This window comes from uncultured Stenotrophomonas sp. (genome assembly GCF_945952405.1).
Lineage (GTDB): Bacteria > Pseudomonadota > Gammaproteobacteria > Xanthomonadales > Xanthomonadaceae > Stenotrophomonas.
The window spans coordinates 60,453-76,760 of the sequence record NZ_CAMFIA010000021.1 but is presented as its reverse complement, the minus strand read 5'-3'; the positions used below and the strand labels follow the sequence as shown (position 1 = coordinate 76,760).

The following is a 16,308-nucleotide window of genomic DNA, read 5'->3' as shown; positions in this document are numbered from 1 at the left end:
GCAGCCCTGCAGCAGTAGATCCACGCCATGCGTGGATGGGAGGGCCGCGCCGACCCACGGTCGGCACCCACCGGCACCCACCGCAGCCCTGCAGCAGTAGATCCACGCCATGCGTGGATGGGAGGGCCCTGCCGACCCACCGTCGGCACCCACCTCGGCCAGCCGGCGCCTGCCGGCACCGATCGGCAGCCAACAAAAAAGCCGCTGCAGGGCAGCGGCTTCCGGTTGCAGGCGGCGCCCGTGCGCCAGCGGGTCAGAGATCGACCCGGCGGGCCTGCATGAACTTGTTGCCCCAGTAGCCACTGAGCAGGGTGTCCACGCGGACGTCCTTGCCGGAGCTCGGTGCGTGCAGGAAGCGGCCATCACCGACGTAGATGCCGACGTGGTCCACCCGGCCCTTGCGGCCGAAGAACACCAGGTCGCCTGCGGCCAGCGCAGTGCGGTCGTTGATCAGCTCGGCGTTGTCGTCGTGCGCCATCTCGCGCGAGACGCGCGGCAGTTCGATGCCCAGCGCCGAGCGGAACACGTAGCCGACCAGGCCGCTGCAGTCGAAACCGCTGTCCGGGTTGCTGCCGCCCCAACGGTAGGGCGTGCCCAGCAGGGTCATCGCACGGCGCAGCAGCGACTGCACCTTGCCATTGTCGGCGGCGGTACCGACAACGCTGCCATTGGCGGCGCTGCTGGTGTCGTAGTTGGCGAGCAGGCGGCTGAGGTCACCGGCCACCACGGCCGAGCGGTCCATCAGCGGAATGGTGTCATTGGCGGCCAGATGCGGCAGCAGGGCGGCCAACGTGGCGCTGGCGGCAGCGTCGACGCGGCTGCGCTGCGGAGCGGGAGCCTCGGCCTTGGCGGCCGGCCGGGCGGTGCTCTCGGCCACCGGGGCCGGGGTTGCATCGGAACGGGTGGGAGCAGTCTGCGACCAGGCCGGGAGGCTGGTCAGACACAGTGCCAGGCCGAGAAACAGCGGGCGGGCACTACGCGAAAATGCGGCGGTCTGGCCTTGGCACGTCAGGTCGTCAGTCGTCACGCGTCGGTCACAGGAAAAAAACGATGGGGCATCATGCCCTGTAAAAGCGTCAATAAGTTAAAAATTCCGTTAGGAATTCGTTAGTTTCAGAGTGATGCGTGTCACAGTTTTGAACATATCGCCTGTTCAGCTTAGCGAAGGACACGTTTCGCGCCGGTGTAGTGGTCTTTCCAGTAGGGACCGCTGAGCGAGTCCAGGCGGACCGTGCCGCCGGTGCTCGGTGCGTGCACGAAGCGTCCTTCACCTACATAAATGCCGACATGGGTGACGCTGCCGCGGCTGCCAAAGAACACCAGGTCACCCGTGGCCAGCCGCTGCGGGTCGATCTTCGGGCCCTGTACCGCGGCCAGGTCGCGTGAGGTGCGCGGCAGCTGCAGGTCGAGCATCTCGCGATACACATAGGCGACCAGGCCGCTGCAGTCGAAGCCCGAGTCGGGAGTGTTGCCGCCATAGCGATAGGGCGTGCCGACCAGGCTGATGGCGCGCATCAGCACCGAGTTGGCCGCTTCCGGGTTGTCCGGCACGGTCTTCGGCCAGTGGGCCGTCGGCGGCGGCGGAGCGGGACGGGTGGCCTTGCCGCCACCGCAGGCGGTCATCAGCAAGGGCAGGGCCAGCAGCAGGGCCGGGGCGAGGAGCCGGCGCAGGCCGGGCGAAACTGGCGTGATGTGCATGATCTCCGGATAATGCGCCACCTTGGATTGGCCGTCATGATGGCGGCGTCCCCGCCGGGCGACAACCCGCCCCAACCCGCCTGCCTCCGGCAGATCCAGACAGAGTTGCGCATGAAGATCGAAAAAGACCGCGTTGTCCGCTTCCACTACACCGTTTCCGAAGTCGGCCAGGAGCCGATCGAATCGTCCAAGGACCGCGGCGAGCCGCTGGCGATCCTGATCGGCCACGGCAACATCATCCCGGGCCTGGAAAACGCCATGATGGACAAGGAAGCCGGCGCGACCTTCAGCGTCGACGTCAATGCGGCCGATGCCTACGGCGAGCGCCGTGAGGGCCTGTCCCAGCGCGTGCCGAAGAAGCACTTCGGCAACACCAAGCTGGCCCCGGGCCAGCAGGTCGTGCTGCAGACCAACTTCGGCCCGCGTGCGGTGACCGTGCAGAAGGTCGGCATGAGCGTGGTCGACGTCGACCTGAACCACCCGATGGCCGGCAAGGACCTGCACTTCGACGTGGAAATCGTCGATGTGCGCGAAGCCGGCCAGGAAGAGATCGAGCACGGCCACGTGCACGGCGATGGTGGTCACCACCACTGATCGCAGTGCGATCGTGATGGCAGCAACGGCCCGCTTCGGCGGGCCGTTGCGTTTCTGGAACACGGCGCGGCCATCCATGGCGCAGGGGCCGGCGGCATAATGGCGGACCTGTCCGACGGATGCCCCGTGAACGCCGCTTCTCCTTCTCTGCAGCCGATGGCCTCCGGCGAACGCATCGCGGTGCTGGACGTACTGCGCGGTGCTGCGCTGTTCGGCATCCTGTTGATGAACATCGAGGCCTTCAGTGGGCCCCTGGACCTGGCCTTCACCGGAATCGACGTGCACTGGCAGGGCCTGGATTACTGGGCCGACGCCTTTGTCTACGTGTTCGTGCAGGGCAAGTTCTTCACCCTGTTCTCGCTGCTGTTCGGTGCCGGCTTCGCGGTGATGGCACAGCGCGCCGAAGCGGCGGGGCGCGAATTCACCCCGTTCTACCTGCGCCGCAGCGCCGGGCTGCTGCTGATCGGCCTGTGCCATGCACTGCTGGTCTGGTCCGGCGACATCCTGGTGATGTACGCACTGGTCTCGCTGCCGCTGCTGGCCTGTCGCGAGGCGCCGCGCAGCTGGTTGCCGTGGATGGGCGTGATCGCCTACCTGGGCGGCGTGGCGCTGATGCTGCTGATCGGCGCGATGGTGTCGATGGCCTCGGCCGCGGAGGTGCAGCAGATGCTCGCCGAAGCACAGCAGAGCATCGAGCAGCAGCGCCTGGTGTACGGCAGTGGCAGCTGGATGCAGGCCAATGTGCAGCGGATGAGCGAGTTCGGTACGGCGATGGGGGCATTGCTGATCACCGGTCCCGAAGTGCTGGGCATGTTCCTGATCGGCAGCTGGTTTGCCGGCAGTGGCGCGCTGGCGGCGCCGGAGCGCTTCCCGCGCCTGTATGCGGCACTGCGCTGGATCGCGCTGCCGCTGGGGCTGCTGGTGACGGTACTGGGTGTTGCCTGGAAGCCGTACCTGCTGCCCGGCGCCTACAACCTGCCGGTGACGGCGGCGATGGCGCTGGTGACGATCGGCGGCCTGCCGATGTGCCTGGGCTATCTGGCGTGGATCGTGCACTGGCGCGCGCGGCTGGCGTGGCTGGCGCCGGCCGGCCGCATGGCGCTGACCCACTATATCGGGCAGTCGCTGCTGTGCACCTGGCTGTTCTACCACTATGGCCTGGGCGGGTTCGAGATGATGCCGCGCAGTGTGCAGCTGCTGTTCGCGCTGCTGCTGTTCGCAGTGCAGGTGGCTGTCTCGCATGCCTGGCTGCGCCGTTTCCGCTTTGGTCCGCTGGAGTGGTTGTGGCGTGCGATGACCTACCGGCAGTGGCCGCCGCTGCGGCGCGGAGCCGGGCAGGGCTGATCGATGCGGCGCGCGCGCGAGGATGTGATCGTGGTGGGCGCCGGTGCCATCGGCCTGGCCACCGCGCTCGCGCTGCGCGCGCAGGGCCGGCAGGTGCGCGTGATCGAGCGCGGCCGCGTCGGTGCGGCCACCTCGCATGGCAACTGTGGCACCGTGACGCCGAGCCATGCGCCGCCGCTGGCGGCTCCTGGCGTGCCGCTGCGCGCGCTGCGCTGGATGCTTGATCCGCGTGCGCCGCTGTATGTGCGCACGCGCCTGGACCCGGCGCTGTGGCGCTGGCTGTTGCAGTTCGGCGCGCGCTGCAATGCGCGCGACTGGCTGCAGGCGACGCGTGCGCGGGCCGCGCTGCTCAATGATTCGCGGCTGCGCCTGGCCGAGTGGGTGCAGGCGCATGCGCTGGACTGCGAGTTCGAGGCGCGCGGGCTGGACTATGTCTTCGGCGATGCGCGCAACTTCGACCGGTACGCCGCCGAATGCGAGGCACTGGATGCGCAGGGCATCGCCACCGCCTGCATCGGTGGCGCCGACTATGCACGTGCGAATCCGGCCTTCCATGATCGCCTTGCCGGTGCGATCCACTTCCCCGGCGATGCGCAGCTGCGGCCGGACCGCTATACCGCCGAGCTGGCCCGCGTGCTGCGCGCGCAGGGCGTGGTGATCGACGAACAGGTGGACGTGCAGGGATTCAGCGACGACGCCGACGGCGTGCGGGTGCAGGCCGGTGCGCAGCAGTGGTCCGCGCGCGCGCTGGTGCTGGCGACCGGGCCGTGGTCGCGGCACTGGGCGCGGCAACTGGACCTGCGGGTGCCGATCCAGCCCGGCAAGGGCTACTCGCTGACCTGGTCGCGACCGCCGCAGGTTCCGCAGCGCCCGGTGGTGCTGAAGGACCATTCCGTATTCGTGATCGCGTGGCGCGAAGCGCTGCGCCTGGGCGGCACCATGGAATTTGCCGGCGCCGATCCGGTGCTGCGTGCGACCCGCCTGCAGGCGCTGCAGCAGGCCGCCGACCACTACCTGCGCGCGTCGCGTGGCGCGCAGCTGCAGGAGCAGTGGTGCGGGTGGCGCCCGATGAGCGTGGACGATGTGCCGTTGATCGGCCGCGCGCCCGCGCATCCTCACGTCTGGCTTGCAGCCGGGCATGGCATGCTCGGCATCAGCATGAGCGCCGGCACCGGCCAGCTGATCGCCGATCTTGTCTGCGGCCGCACGCCAGCGATCGATCCTGCCCCTTACCGACCCGAGCGATTCCGATGAGCACTGCTTCCCATGACTATGACCTGATCGTCCTCGGCGGTGGCTCCGCCGGCCTGGCCGGTGCGATCCGCGCCGCGCAGCATGGCCGGCGCGTGGCCCTGCTGGAGCCGGGTGAACTGGGCGGTACCTGCGTCAACGTCGGCTGCGTGCCGAAGAAGGCGATGTGGTTGGCGGCCGACCTGCACGAGCGCATCGGCCTGGCCAGCGCGATGGGTTTCGACGTCGCCGCGCGCCCGGCACTGTCGTGGAAGGAACTGGTGATCCATCGCCAGGCCTACATCAGCAACATCCACACCAGCTACCACAAGCGCCTGGATGAAACCGGCGTGGTCCGTATTCCAGCGCGTGGCCGCCTGCTGGATGCGCATACCGTGGCCTGCAGCGATGGCGTGCGCTACAGCGCCGAGCACATCCTGATCGCCACCGGCGCGCACCCCCTGCGCCCGGATATCCCCGGCGCCGAACTGGGGCTGGTTTCCGATGATTTCTTCGATCTGCGCGCGGCCCCGGCCGAGGTTGCGATCATCGGTGGAGGTTATATCGCGGTGGAGCTGGCCGGGCTGCTGCAGGCGCTGGGCAGCAGGGTGAGCCTGCTGGTACGGGGCTCGCGCCTGCTGGAGCGCTTCGACTATGAACTGACCGACCAGTTGGCCGAGAACCTGAAGCAGCAGGGTGTGCGGATCCATTTCGACTACCGCCTGCGCGAACTGCAGCGCGAGGGCGAACGCGTGCGTGCGTTCGGCCATGACGGCCCGCTCGAGAGCGCCTTCGATGCGGTGTTCTTCGCCACCGGACGCCGCGGCAACAGCCGTGATCTTGGCCTGGAGGCGCTCGGTATCGGTATCGGTGAGCACCAGCAGGTGCAGGTGGACGAATGGCAGACCACCAGCGTGCCGAGCGTGCACGCGGTGGGGGACATCGCCGGCAAGGTTGGCCTGACCCCGGTGGCGGTGGCCGCGTCGCGGCGGCTGATGGACCGCCTGTTCGGGGGGCGCGCGGACTCGAAGATGGACTACGAGAACGTGGCCAGCGTGGTGTTCTCGCACCCGCCGCTGGGCGCGGTGGGCATGAGCGAGGAAGAAGCACGCGCGCGTTTCGAGCAGGTGAGCGTCTACCACAGCCGCTTCCGCCCGATGCTGCAAGCGCTGGCCAATGGCGCCCAGCGCAGCCTGTTCAAGATGGTCTGCGCCGGCCCGGAAGAGTGCGTGGTGGGCGTCCACCTGCTCGGCGAAGCAGCGGACGAGATCCTGCAGGGCTTCGCTGTGGCGGTGAAGATGGGCGCAACCAAGGCCCAGTTCGACGACACCGTGGCAATCCACCCGACCTCGGCCGAGGAAGTGGTGCTGATGCGCTGAGCCGGCAGTTGTAGAGCCGAGCGCAGGCTCGGCTGCTTCACCCCGTGCATCGAGAAGCCGAGCGCGGGCTCGGCTCTACAGGGTAGTGTGCGCCCCATGCGACAATGAGCGTCCCCACGCTTTCCCTGTGGCCGCCTGCCGCGGCCCGCCGTCGTCCTGATGTCCAGCCCCGTTTCCCGTATCGCCACCGCCTCCCCGCGCATCGCGCTGGGCGGTATCGGCCTGGCTGCGGTCGGCGCCATCGCCGCATCCGGCAAGGCCATCATCGTCAAGCTCGGCCTGCGTCACGGCGTTGATGCCACCACGCTGCTGGCGCTGCGCATGCTGATGGCGCTGCCGCTGTTCGTGCTGATGGCGCTGTGGGCCGCACGCCGGACCGAGCCGCTGTCCTGGGCCGATCGTGCCCGCGTGCTGTGGCTGGGTTTCACCGGCTACTACCTGTCCAGCCTGCTCGATTTCCAGGGCCTGCAGTACATCAGCGTGACCCTGGAACGGCTGATCCTGTACTTGAATCCGACCCTGGTGCTGCTGATCAACGTGCTGCTGGCGCGCCAGCGCCCCGGTCGCTGGCAGGTCGGCGCGCTGGCGCTGAGCTACCTGGGCGTGCTGCTCGCCTTCGGTCACGATCTGCAGCGCGAAGGAGGGCAGATCATTGTCGGCAGCCTGCTGGTGCTGGGCAGTGCGCTCAGTTATGCGTTGTACCTGTTCGGCAGTGGTCAGGTGGTCGCACGCATCGGCGCCGTGCGCCTGACCGCCTACGCCAGCTGCGTGGCCAGTGTGCTGGTGCTGCTGCATTTCGCGCTGACCCATCCGCTGCCGTTGCTGTGGCGGGCACCGGCGCCGGTGCAGTGGCTGTCGCTGGTCAACGCCACTGTGTGCACGGTGCTGCCGGTGTTGGCGATCATGCTGGCGGTGCAGCGCGTGGGTTCGTCGTTGGCCGCGCAGGTCGGTATGCTGGGCCCCGTTTCCACCATCGTGATGAGCCTATGGCTTCTCGACGAACCGATGGGGCCGGCGCAGATCGCCGGCACCGTGCTGGTGCTGATCGGCGTACTGCTGGTGACCCGCCTGCGGCGATGACGCCGGAGCAGGCGCGCGCGCGCATCCTGGCGGTGATCCGCGCCATTCCGGCCGGGCAGGTGATGGGCTATGGGCAGGTGGCGATGCGCGCCGGCCTGCCCGGGCGCGCTCGGCTGACCGCACGCATCCTCGGCCAGAATGACGACCCGGACCTGCCCTGGCATCGCGTGCTGCGCTCGGACGGGCGCATTGCGATGGAAGAAGGATCGGCCGGCTGGCGCGAGCAGTCGCAGCGGCTGCGTGCCGAGGGCGTGGTGGTGGAGAACGGCCGGGTGCGGATGCCGGCGTCCGATCCGGCGGCGGCGCTGGATGCCGCCGTTTGGGGGCCGGGCTGAGCGCCGCTGGCGACTGAACGGGCCGTGCCTGCAGGTCGCCAACAAGTCACGGTGCTGCGGCTATGATGGAGGCCGTTCCATGCCGGTGCTCCCATGTTCCCGCGACTGCCAACCGTCACCAAGGCCCTGCTGATCGCCAACGCGATCCTGTTCCTGCTGCAGCAGCCGTTCCTGCTCGGCATGCAGACCTTCGAACCGTTCATGCTGCAGCCGCTGCAGCAGGGTTTCGATGCGTTCTCGCCGGGCGGCAACTTCCAGCCGTGGCAGCTGCTGACCTATGGCTTCCTGCATGGCAGCTTCATGCATCTGTTCTTCAACATGCTGGCGGTCTTCATGTTCGGCGCGCCGCTGGAGCAGACCTGGGGCGAGAAGCGCTTCCTGCTGTATTACCTGGTGTGCGTGGCCGGCGCCGGCGTCTGCCAGCTGCTGGTGGGTACGCTGCTGGACAACCCGGCCACGGTGCTGGGTGCCTCCGGCGGTGTGTTCGGCCTGCTGCTGGCCTACGGCATGCTGTTCCCGAACCAGCGGGTGATGCTGCTGTTCCCGCCGATTCCGATGAAGGCGCGCACCTTCGTGATCCTGTTCGGTGTGGGCGAGCTGGTGCTGGGCATGACGGGCTGGCAGCCGGGCGTGGCCCACTTCGCGCACCTGGGCGGCATGCTGTTCGGCTGGCTGCTGATCCGCTACTGGCGCGGGCAGCCGCCGTTCAACAGGCGTCGCCCTCCCGGCCCACCGAAGCGCCCGAACCACCTGCGCAGCGTCAAATGATCCTTCGGATCAGCTGACGCTGCAGGTGCCGACCGGTGGCTGCCGACCGTTGGTCGGCACGCTTCCCGGTCGGCCTGCTTTCCCGGCATCTCCCCGGTACGCCTTCAGAGATCCTGCAGCACCACCTGCGCGGCATTGTGCCCGGGCGCGCCGGTGACGCCGCCGCCAGGATGGGTGCCGGCCCCGCACAGGTACAGACCGGGCAGGGCACCCCGGTAGCCGGCCTGGCCGACCATCGGTCGAGCCGAGAACAACTGGTTGGCACTCAGCGCGCCGTGGAAGATGTCGCCGCCGAGCAGGCCAAAGCTGCGTTCCAGATCCAGTGGCGACAGTACTTGGCGGCCGAGCACGCTGGCGGCGAAACCCGGTGCATGGCGCTCGACGGTGGCGATCATCAGGTCGGCGACGGTTGCGCGGTGATCATCCCAGTGACGCCCATCGGGCAGCACCGGCGCCACGTGCTGGCAGAACAGGCTGGCCACGTGCTGCCCGGGCGGTGCCAGCGAATCGTCCAGCGTACTGGGGATCAGCATTTCCACGATCGGTTCGCGTGACCAGCCCTCGCGGCGTGCATCCAGCCAGGCGCGGTCCATGTAGTCCAGGCTTGGCGCCATGATGATGCCCGCGCTGAGGTGCTCGCCAGGCCCGGGCAGGGCGAGGAAGTCCGGCAGCTGCGACAGCGCAACGTTCATCCGGAAGGTGCCGGAAGCACAGCGCCAGTTCGCCATCCGCTCGCGCGTGGCCGCCGGGACCTGCGCCGGCGCAAGCAGCTGTTCGTACAGGAGCTTGGGATTGACGTTGGCGATCACCGCGCGTGCGCGCAGGATTTCGCCATTGCCCAGCGCCACGCCCACCGCGCGGCCATGCTCGACCTGCACGCTCTGCACTGCGGCGTCCACGCGCAGCTCGGCGCCGGCCTCGCGTGCCGAGGCGGCGATCGCCTGGCTGATCGCGCCCATGCCGCCGATCGCGTGGCCCCATGCACCTTTCACGCCATTGCACTGGCCGAACACGTGGTGCAGCAGCACATAGGCGCTGCCCGGGGTATACGGGCTGGCATAGTTGCCGACGATGCCATCGAAGCCGAACAGCGCCTTGATCGGTTCGCTCTCGAACCAGCGGTCCAGGTACTCGGCGGCCGACAGCGTGAACAGGTCCAGCAGCTCCTGCCGCAGCGGGGCATCCAGAGCGGACAGCTCGCGGCCGAGCCGGCCCATCTGCCACAGCGCAGGCAGTGCTCGCCAGCCGGCTGCCAGGCCCAGGTCTGGTGGCGCACGCAGCGCCCAGGTCCGCAGCACATCGGCGAATATCTCCAGGCGTGCTTCGTAAGCTGGCAAGCGTTGCGCATCGCGTTCAGAGAACTTGGCCACCTCGGCCTGGGTTCGGCCGGGCGCCGACAGCAGGTAGCGGCCATCGGGCAACGGCAGGAAGTTGTTGGCCGGGCGCGCGACGATGCGCAGCCCATGCGCCTGCAGCTGCAGGTCGTCGATCACCTTCGGCTGCAGCAGCGACACCGTGTATGACGCCACCGAGTTGCGGAAGCCGGGATGGAATTCCTCGGTGACTGCGGCGCCACCAAGAACGCCCCGGCGTTCCAGCACCAGCACCCGCCTGCCGGCACGCGCGAGATAGGCCGCGCAGACCAGGCCGTTGTGGCCACCGCCAACGATGATCGCATCCCAGGTCATCAGCACCTCAAAAAGGGGACGGAGGGGATTAAGTCGCACTTCGCATCGGGGGACCGGCAGGGGGCGGAAACGACTTAATTCCCTCCGTCCCCTTTTTGGATCGCGGCTTCGATGGTGGCGATGTCGATCTTCTTCATCGGCATCATCGCGTTGAAGGCGCGCTTGGCCAGGGCCTTGTCCTGGCTGGTCACTGCTTCGATCAGCATGCGTGGGCTGATCTGCCAGGAGATGCCCCAGCGATCCTTGCACCAGCCGCACTGGCTCTCCTGCCCGCCGTTGCCGACGATCGCGTTCCACAGGCGATCAGTCTCGGCCTGGTCTTCGGTCTGGATCTGGAAGGAGAACGCCTCGCTATGGGTGAACGCGGTGCCGCCATTGAGGCCGACGCAGGGGATGCCGCAGACGGTGAACTCGACCGTGAGGACGTTGCCTTCCTTGCCGTCGGGATAGTCACCCGGGGCGTGGTGCACGGCGGTCACCGCACTGTCGGGCAGGATGCTGGCATAGAAGGTGGCGGCCTCGAGCGCGCCGTTGTCGTACCACACACAGATCGTGTTCTTGTGCGCCATGTCCGGGCTCCGCGATGGGCGAGGCACAAGCGATAGCACGCCGCGCGTTAACCCGGAATCTGTGCTGCGCTGCTCCAGTCTCCCCGCCACTCCAAGGCTGAATGGGGACGCAAGCGACTGATTTTTAAATGAAACGTGAATAAAATTCATGTTTGTGTCGAAATTTTTCTTTTAATTTCAGTTGGTTATTTTCGTTCAGCTGCCATTGCAAATTAAGAATTGATGAAATTAAGATTTGGTTCAGCTGAAACGGAGGTGTCGCCTCCGTGCAGCGATTCTGCAACAGCAGCCTGATCTTCATCGAATCAAGGAAACTCCATGACCAGCAGCAAGCACGTCACGAGGTTGAAGCGCACCGCCCTTGCGGTTGTCCTGACTTCTTTCATCGGCGCCGCCGCCGCGCAGAGCACGACCGGTTCGTTGTACGGCAGCGCCCCTGCCGGAACCACCATCGTGGTCCAGAGCGATACGGGCCTGAAGCGTTCGGCGACCGTCGACAGCAATGGCCGCTACAACCTCGGCTCGCTGCCGGTGGGCAAGTACACCATCAGCCAGCAGCGCGATGGCCAGACCGTCGAGCAGCGTGACAACGTCCTGCTGAAGGTCGGTGTCGGTACCGAGGTCTCCTTCGCAGGTGGCAGCACCGCCGCCACCACCCTGGAGGCGGTCAACGTCGTTGCTGCCAATGTGCCGAAGATCGATGTCTCCAACACGGTGTCCAAGTCGGTCATCACCTCCGAGCAGCTGGACGTGCTGCCGCTGGGCCGCAGCGCCGAAGCCATCGCGTTGCTGGCACCGGGCGTCGTTTCGGGCAGTGGTGCGTTCACCAATGGTTCGCGCTCGGTGCTGTCCTTCGGTGGCTCCAGCGTCACCGAGAACGCCTACTACCTCAATGGTTTCCTGGCCAACAATCCGCTCAGCAACCTGGGCGGCATCAGCCTGCCGTACGGCTCGATCGACCAGCAGGAAACCTTCATGGGCGGCTACGGAGCCGGTTACGGCCGCTCCACCGGCGGCGTGATCAACCAGCTCGGCAAGCGCGGCACCAATGAATGGCATTTCGGGGTACAGGCCACCTGGGCCCCGGATTCGCTGTCCGCTTCGGCGGCCACCGTGATCTATCCCCACCGCCAGCTGCCCAGCGGCTACAGCTACACCGATGACTCGCTGCCGGGCTCGCTCTATCGCTACCGCAAGGACGATGTCGCGACCCGCACCACCTACAGTGGCTATGCCAGCGGTCCGCTGATCGAGGATCGCCTGTTCATCCACCTGGCGGCGGAAAAGGACCGCACCGAAGGCGTGTCCACCAACAGCGCCGCGGCAACCCAGCAGGTGCGCAACCACTACACCATCGACGCGCCGAAGTTCTACGGAAAGATCGACTGGAACATCAACGACAGCAACACGCTGGAATACACCCGCGTGCAGAACACCGACCGCAACGGCGGCTACTACCGGTCGTTCGACTACGCGGACCTGTCCGAAGGCGATCGCACCGGTACCTTCCCGAACACCACCAAGCTCAAGGATGATTTCGACATCTTCAAGTACACCGGCTACTTGAACGACGATCTGACCCTGAGTGCGGTCTGGGGCCGGAGCAAGGAAAGCAACCTGGAGTTCAATCCGCTGGATTCGGGCAGTGCCTATCTCAGCAGCCCCGGCAACCAGGATCCGGCGATCACCGGCGGCCGCCCGATCCGCAATGACCAGTCGGCGCTGTACACCAAGTCCGCGGACGCGGGCAGCAAGACCCGCGGCCTGCGCGTCGACCTCCAGTACCGCATCGGCAACCACGAGCTGACCGGTGGTATCGACAACATGTACTTCCAGGGCCACAACGAAGGCCAGGCGATGACCGGTCCGGGCTATGCCTGGCTGTATGGTCGCGTCGACCCGGCGTCGTCGCCGAACCCCGGCTTCGACATCACCCCGCCGGGTGGCAATGGCTACTTCGTGCAGAAGTACATCTTCTCCACCACCACCAGCATGTCGGTCAAGCAGAAGGCCTACTACCTGGAAGACCGCTGGCAGATCACGCCGAACTGGCTGCTGACGCTGGGTATCCGCAACGACAAGTTCACCAACTACAACAGCGCCGCCAAGCCCTACGTCGACAGTGGTGACCAGTGGGCACCGCGCCTGGGCGCCAGCTGGGACGTGTTCGGCGATTCGTCGCTGAAGGTGTTCGCCAATCTCGGCCGCTACTACCTGGCACTGCCGAACAGCGTGGCCATCCGTGGCGCCTCGGCCTCGACCTATACCCGTGAGTACTTCACCTACAGCGGCATCGATGCCAACGGTAATCCGACGGGCCTGACCGCGCTCGGCCCGGGCCCGGTATCGGCCAACGGCGAATACGGCCAGACGCCGGATCCGCTGTCGGTGGCACCGACCGACCTGAAGTCGCAGTACCAGGATGAGCTGATCCTTGGTTTCGAGAAGACGCTGGGCGAGCGCTGGAGCTCCGGTGCCAAGTTCACCTATCGTCGCCTGCAGACCGCCATCGACGATACCTGCGACTCCGACCGCATCCACGAGAAGCTGGCGGCATCGGGCATCGATGACAGCAACCTGGAAGTCCCGGGCTGCGTGATCTTCAACCCGGGCAAGACCAACACCTTCATGATCAAGCATGCGGATGGTTCGGGTTACACGCCGGTGCAGATGAGCTCCAGTGACTGGGGCTATGGCAACAAGAAGGCCAAGCGTGACTACATCGCCGTCGACCTGTTCATCGAGCACCCGCTGAGCGACAAGTGGTACGGCCGCCTCGACTACACCTGGTCGCGCAGCTTCGGCAACACCGAAGGCCAGGTGAAGTCCGACATCGGCCAGGACGACGTCTCCAAGACCCAGGACTGGGATGCCGCCGCACTGATGGAGTACGCCGGTGGCTACCTCGCCAACGATCGTCGCCACCAGCTGAAGGGCTACGGCGCGTACATGTTCAACGATGAGTGGTCGGCATCGGCGACGCTGCGCATCATGTCGGGGGCGCCGAAGAGCTGCCTGGGCTACTACGGCACCGACGAGAGCGATCCGCTGGGCTATGACGCGGCGTATCACTACTGCGAAGGCAAGCCGTCGCGCCCGGGTGATGCCGGCCGGCAGCCGTGGACCACCCGCGTCGACCTGGGCGTGATGTACCGTCCCTCGTTCGCCAAGCACAAGCTGGCGATCGGCCTGGATGTCTTCAACGTGCTGAACCAGCGCCGTGCAGTGCAGAGCGAGGCGGTCTTCGAGGACGGTCCGTACACGGTCTCCAACACCTACGGCATGGGCACCTACTTCAGCGCACCGCGTTCGGTCCGGGTCAGTGCGTCGTACGACTTCTGATCGCAGCGTCCGATCTGTCTCTCCATAGCGTGAACTGGACCCCGGCACTGCCGGGGTCTTTTTTCCTGGAACGCAGCCAAACAAAAAGGGCGCCCGCAGGGCGCCCTTTTCGTCACGGCAGTGGCATCACTGTGGCATCGGCCTCAGCGCCAGACCTTGATCTGCTCGGCTTCGCTGCGCTGCATCGGCTGGCCGGCCTTGCAGCTGAAGGTGGCACCGAAGGCCGGCAGGTTGGCCAGCGTGCCGTTGCTGCGCCACAGGCCCGGTGCACGGATGTCGGCGGTCAGCCGGCGTACCGCCTCGTTCGGCGACAGCTGCTGCGCCCACAGTGCCGACCAGGCGCGGAAGAAGCCCTGCTGCTGTGCCTGCTTGGCCTTCGGCTCCTGCGCGGTGTATGCGGCCCACGCCAGTTCCAGGCCGGAGATGTCGGCCAGGTTTTCTTCCTGGGTCAGCGTGCCGTTGACCTTGGCCCCCTTCACGCCCGGGAAGTCGTAGGCGCCGTACTGCGCGGCCACGCGGTTGCCGAGCAGGGTCCAGGCGGTCTTGTCGGCCGGGGTCCACCAGCTGCGCAGCTCGCCCTTGGCGTCGACCAGTGCGCCCTTGGCATCGATCGCACGGGTTAGCTCGTGGCCGACCAGGCCACCGAAGCTGCCGAACTTGTCGGCGGCGTCGGCCTTGGCATTGAACACCGGGCCCTGCAGGATCGCAGCGGTGACGATCAGGCGGTTCTGCGCCAGGTCGTAGGCCAGCGACGGCTGCTGCGGCAGCACGTCCCAGCGACGGTCGGCGTTGCCCTTGCCGATGCGCTTCATTTCCTCGCGGTGGCGCCAGGTCGAAGCGATCAGCATGTTGCTGCCGAACGAGCCGCGGCCCATCGGCTGCACGCTGTAGTCGAGGTCGCGCAGCGGGGTGCCGATCTCGATCTTCAGTGCGGCCAGCTTGGCCTGTGCTTCGGTCTTGGCCTCGGCGCTCATCCAGCTGCTGTTCTTGACCGCCTCGATCTGCACTTCGCGGACCTTGTCGACGATCCATGCGGCCTGGCGGCGGTCTTCGGCCGACAGGTAGTGGGCCGCGTACTCACGGCCGACCATCGGGCCGGCGGCCACGTTGATCGCGTCCAGCACATCTTCCCAGCGCTGCGGCGGCAGGGTCTCGCCGCGCAGCACGCGACCGCGGAATTCGAACTCGGCATCGCGGTAGGCCTTGGACAGGTACGGCGCCATCGAGTCGCCCACGCGCCAGCGCAGGTAGGCCTTCCACTGTTCCGGCTTGAGCTTGGTGACCATGCCGTCGAGCTGCTTGAACAGGCCCGGATCGGCCAGCGATACGAGGTCATCGTCCACGCCCTGCACCTTCAGGAAGGCATCCAGCTGCAGGTTGCGGTAGCGGCTGTTGAGCTCCTTGGTGGAGATCGGCGCGTAGTTGTTGAACGGGTTGTTGATGCCGGCCAGCGACTGCGCATTGCGCGCCAGCTCGGTTTCCAGCGCGATCACCGACTGCGACTCGGCGTCCAACTTGGCGGCCGGGGTGCCGGTCAGGGTCAGGATCTGCTTGACGTAATTGCGGTAGCGGCCCATCAGGGCCACGGTGTCGGCGTCGGTACGGGTATAGAACGCCGGGTCCGGCAGGCCCATGCCGCCCTGCATGAAGTAGCCGATATGGCGGTCCAGTGCCTTCAGGTCGACGTCGGGGCCGAAGTTGAAGGCCACCGGGATGCCGACCTGGTGCAATGCGGCGATCGAGGCCGGAACATCCTTGGCCTTCTTGATCGCGTTGATGCGGGTCAGCAGCGGCGCGATCGGGTTGGAGCCGTCCGCTTCCACCGCGGCTTCGTCCAGGCCACTGGCCCAGAAGTCACCCAGCAGCTTCTGCACGTTGCCCTGCGGCGACTTCATCGCGGCGTCGAGCAGTTCGCGCTGCTGCTGGCGGCTACGCTCGACCAGCTGGCCCAGCGCCGTGGTGGCACCGGTCTGCGGCACCGGGTTGGCCTTCAGCCAGCCTGCGTTGGTGGCGTCGTAGAAATCGCTGCACTGGGCACTGACGGCCGGTGCGCGGGCGGCTTTCTTCTTGGCGGCGGCGAACGCATCGTGGGTCGGAACCAGGGTCGCCAGGCTGATGCCGAGGGCGATGGCAAGCGGACGGAAATTGGGCATGTGGAACGAATCCGTGATGGATTGAGGGCGCGCGCACTATAGCAAGCCGGGCATCGACGCGGCATGCACGCATCACGCCGCTCCCGCAGGACACCGGCATCCGTAGATCCACGCCATGCGTGGACGGC

At 66.9% G+C, this 16,308-nt stretch carries 13 protein-coding genes; 8 read left to right on the top strand and 5 right to left on the bottom strand.

Annotated elements, in window-relative coordinates:
- Positions 1 to 253: 253 nt before the first annotated feature.
- Together Q0P60_RS17480 and Q0P60_RS17475 are read right to left on the bottom strand one after the other, a co-directional pair.
- Positions 254 to 964, bottom strand: a complete 711-nt coding sequence (locus tag Q0P60_RS17480; RefSeq protein ID WP_294996521.1) for a C40 family peptidase — start codon at positions 962 to 964, stop codon at positions 254 to 256.
- Between the two features lie 194 nt (positions 965 to 1,158).
- Complete coding sequence (locus Q0P60_RS17475) at positions 1,159 to 1,698, bottom strand: C40 family peptidase (protein WP_294996513.1); 540 nt, start codon at positions 1,696 to 1,698, stop codon at positions 1,159 to 1,161.
- Between the two features lie 111 nt (positions 1,699 to 1,809).
- On the opposite strand from Q0P60_RS17475, the gene Q0P60_RS17470 reads away from it, so the two are divergent.
- The 7 genes from Q0P60_RS17470 to Q0P60_RS17440 all read left to right on the top strand — a co-directional run bounded on the left by Q0P60_RS17470 (position 1,810) and on the right by Q0P60_RS17440 (position 8,428).
- Entirely contained in the window at positions 1,810 to 2,292 is a 483-nt protein-coding gene (locus Q0P60_RS17470) for a peptidylprolyl isomerase (RefSeq protein ID WP_294996510.1), read from the top strand.
- A 99-nt stretch (positions 2,293 to 2,391) separates the two neighbouring features.
- Entirely contained in the window at positions 2,392 to 3,636 is a 1,245-nt protein-coding gene (locus Q0P60_RS17465; protein ID WP_294996507.1) for a DUF418 domain-containing protein, read from the top strand.
- A gap of 3 nt (positions 3,637 to 3,639) precedes the next feature.
- On the top strand, positions 3,640 to 4,890 hold the full coding sequence (locus Q0P60_RS17460; protein WP_294996504.1) for an FAD-dependent oxidoreductase: 1,251 nt from the start codon (positions 3,640 to 3,642) through the stop codon (positions 4,888 to 4,890).
- Positions 4,887 to 6,245 (top strand): glutathione-disulfide reductase, encoded by a 1,359-nt coding sequence (gene gorA / locus Q0P60_RS17455; protein WP_294996501.1) that lies wholly within the window; start codon positions 4,887 to 4,889, stop codon positions 6,243 to 6,245. The genes Q0P60_RS17460 and gorA overlap by 4 nt, the downstream gene beginning before the upstream one ends.
- Positions 6,246 to 6,404: 159 nt before the next feature.
- The gene (locus Q0P60_RS17450) at positions 6,405 to 7,325 is read left to right on the top strand and encodes a DMT family transporter (RefSeq protein ID WP_294996498.1); all 921 of its coding nucleotides are present in this window, start codon (positions 6,405 to 6,407) and stop codon (positions 7,323 to 7,325) included.
- Positions 7,322 to 7,660, top strand: a complete 339-nt coding sequence (locus Q0P60_RS17445) for an MGMT family protein (RefSeq protein ID WP_263468960.1) — start codon at positions 7,322 to 7,324, stop codon at positions 7,658 to 7,660. Before Q0P60_RS17450 ends, Q0P60_RS17445 begins: the two co-directional genes overlap by 4 nt.
- A gap of 93 nt (positions 7,661 to 7,753) precedes the next feature.
- Positions 7,754 to 8,428: a rhomboid family intramembrane serine protease gene (locus Q0P60_RS17440; protein ID WP_294996491.1), complete on the top strand. Its 675-nt coding sequence runs from the start codon at positions 7,754 to 7,756 to the stop codon at positions 8,426 to 8,428.
- Between the two features lie 104 nt (positions 8,429 to 8,532).
- Here the strand turns inward: Q0P60_RS17440 and Q0P60_RS17435 are convergent, their stop codons facing one another.
- Positions 8,533 to 10,116 (bottom strand): NAD(P)/FAD-dependent oxidoreductase, encoded by a 1,584-nt coding sequence (locus Q0P60_RS17435; RefSeq protein ID WP_294996489.1) that lies wholly within the window; start codon positions 10,114 to 10,116, stop codon positions 8,533 to 8,535.
- Between the two features lie 74 nt (positions 10,117 to 10,190).
- A complete protein-coding gene (locus tag Q0P60_RS17430) occupies positions 10,191 to 10,685 on the bottom strand; it encodes a VOC family protein (protein ID WP_294996449.1) in 495 nt (164 codons plus the stop codon).
- A 318-nt stretch (positions 10,686 to 11,003) separates the two neighbouring features.
- On the opposite strand from Q0P60_RS17430, the gene Q0P60_RS17425 reads away from it, so the two are divergent.
- A complete protein-coding gene (locus Q0P60_RS17425) occupies positions 11,004 to 14,027 on the top strand; it encodes a TonB-dependent receptor (RefSeq protein ID WP_294996446.1) in 3,024 nt (1,007 codons plus the stop codon).
- 143 nt (positions 14,028 to 14,170) lie between these two features.
- On the opposite strand, the gene Q0P60_RS17420 is transcribed toward Q0P60_RS17425, so the two are convergent.
- The gene (locus Q0P60_RS17420) at positions 14,171 to 16,180 is read right to left on the bottom strand and encodes a M13 family metallopeptidase (RefSeq protein WP_294996443.1); all 2,010 of its coding nucleotides are present in this window, start codon (positions 16,178 to 16,180) and stop codon (positions 14,171 to 14,173) included.
- Positions 16,181 to 16,308: the final 128 nt, after the last annotated feature.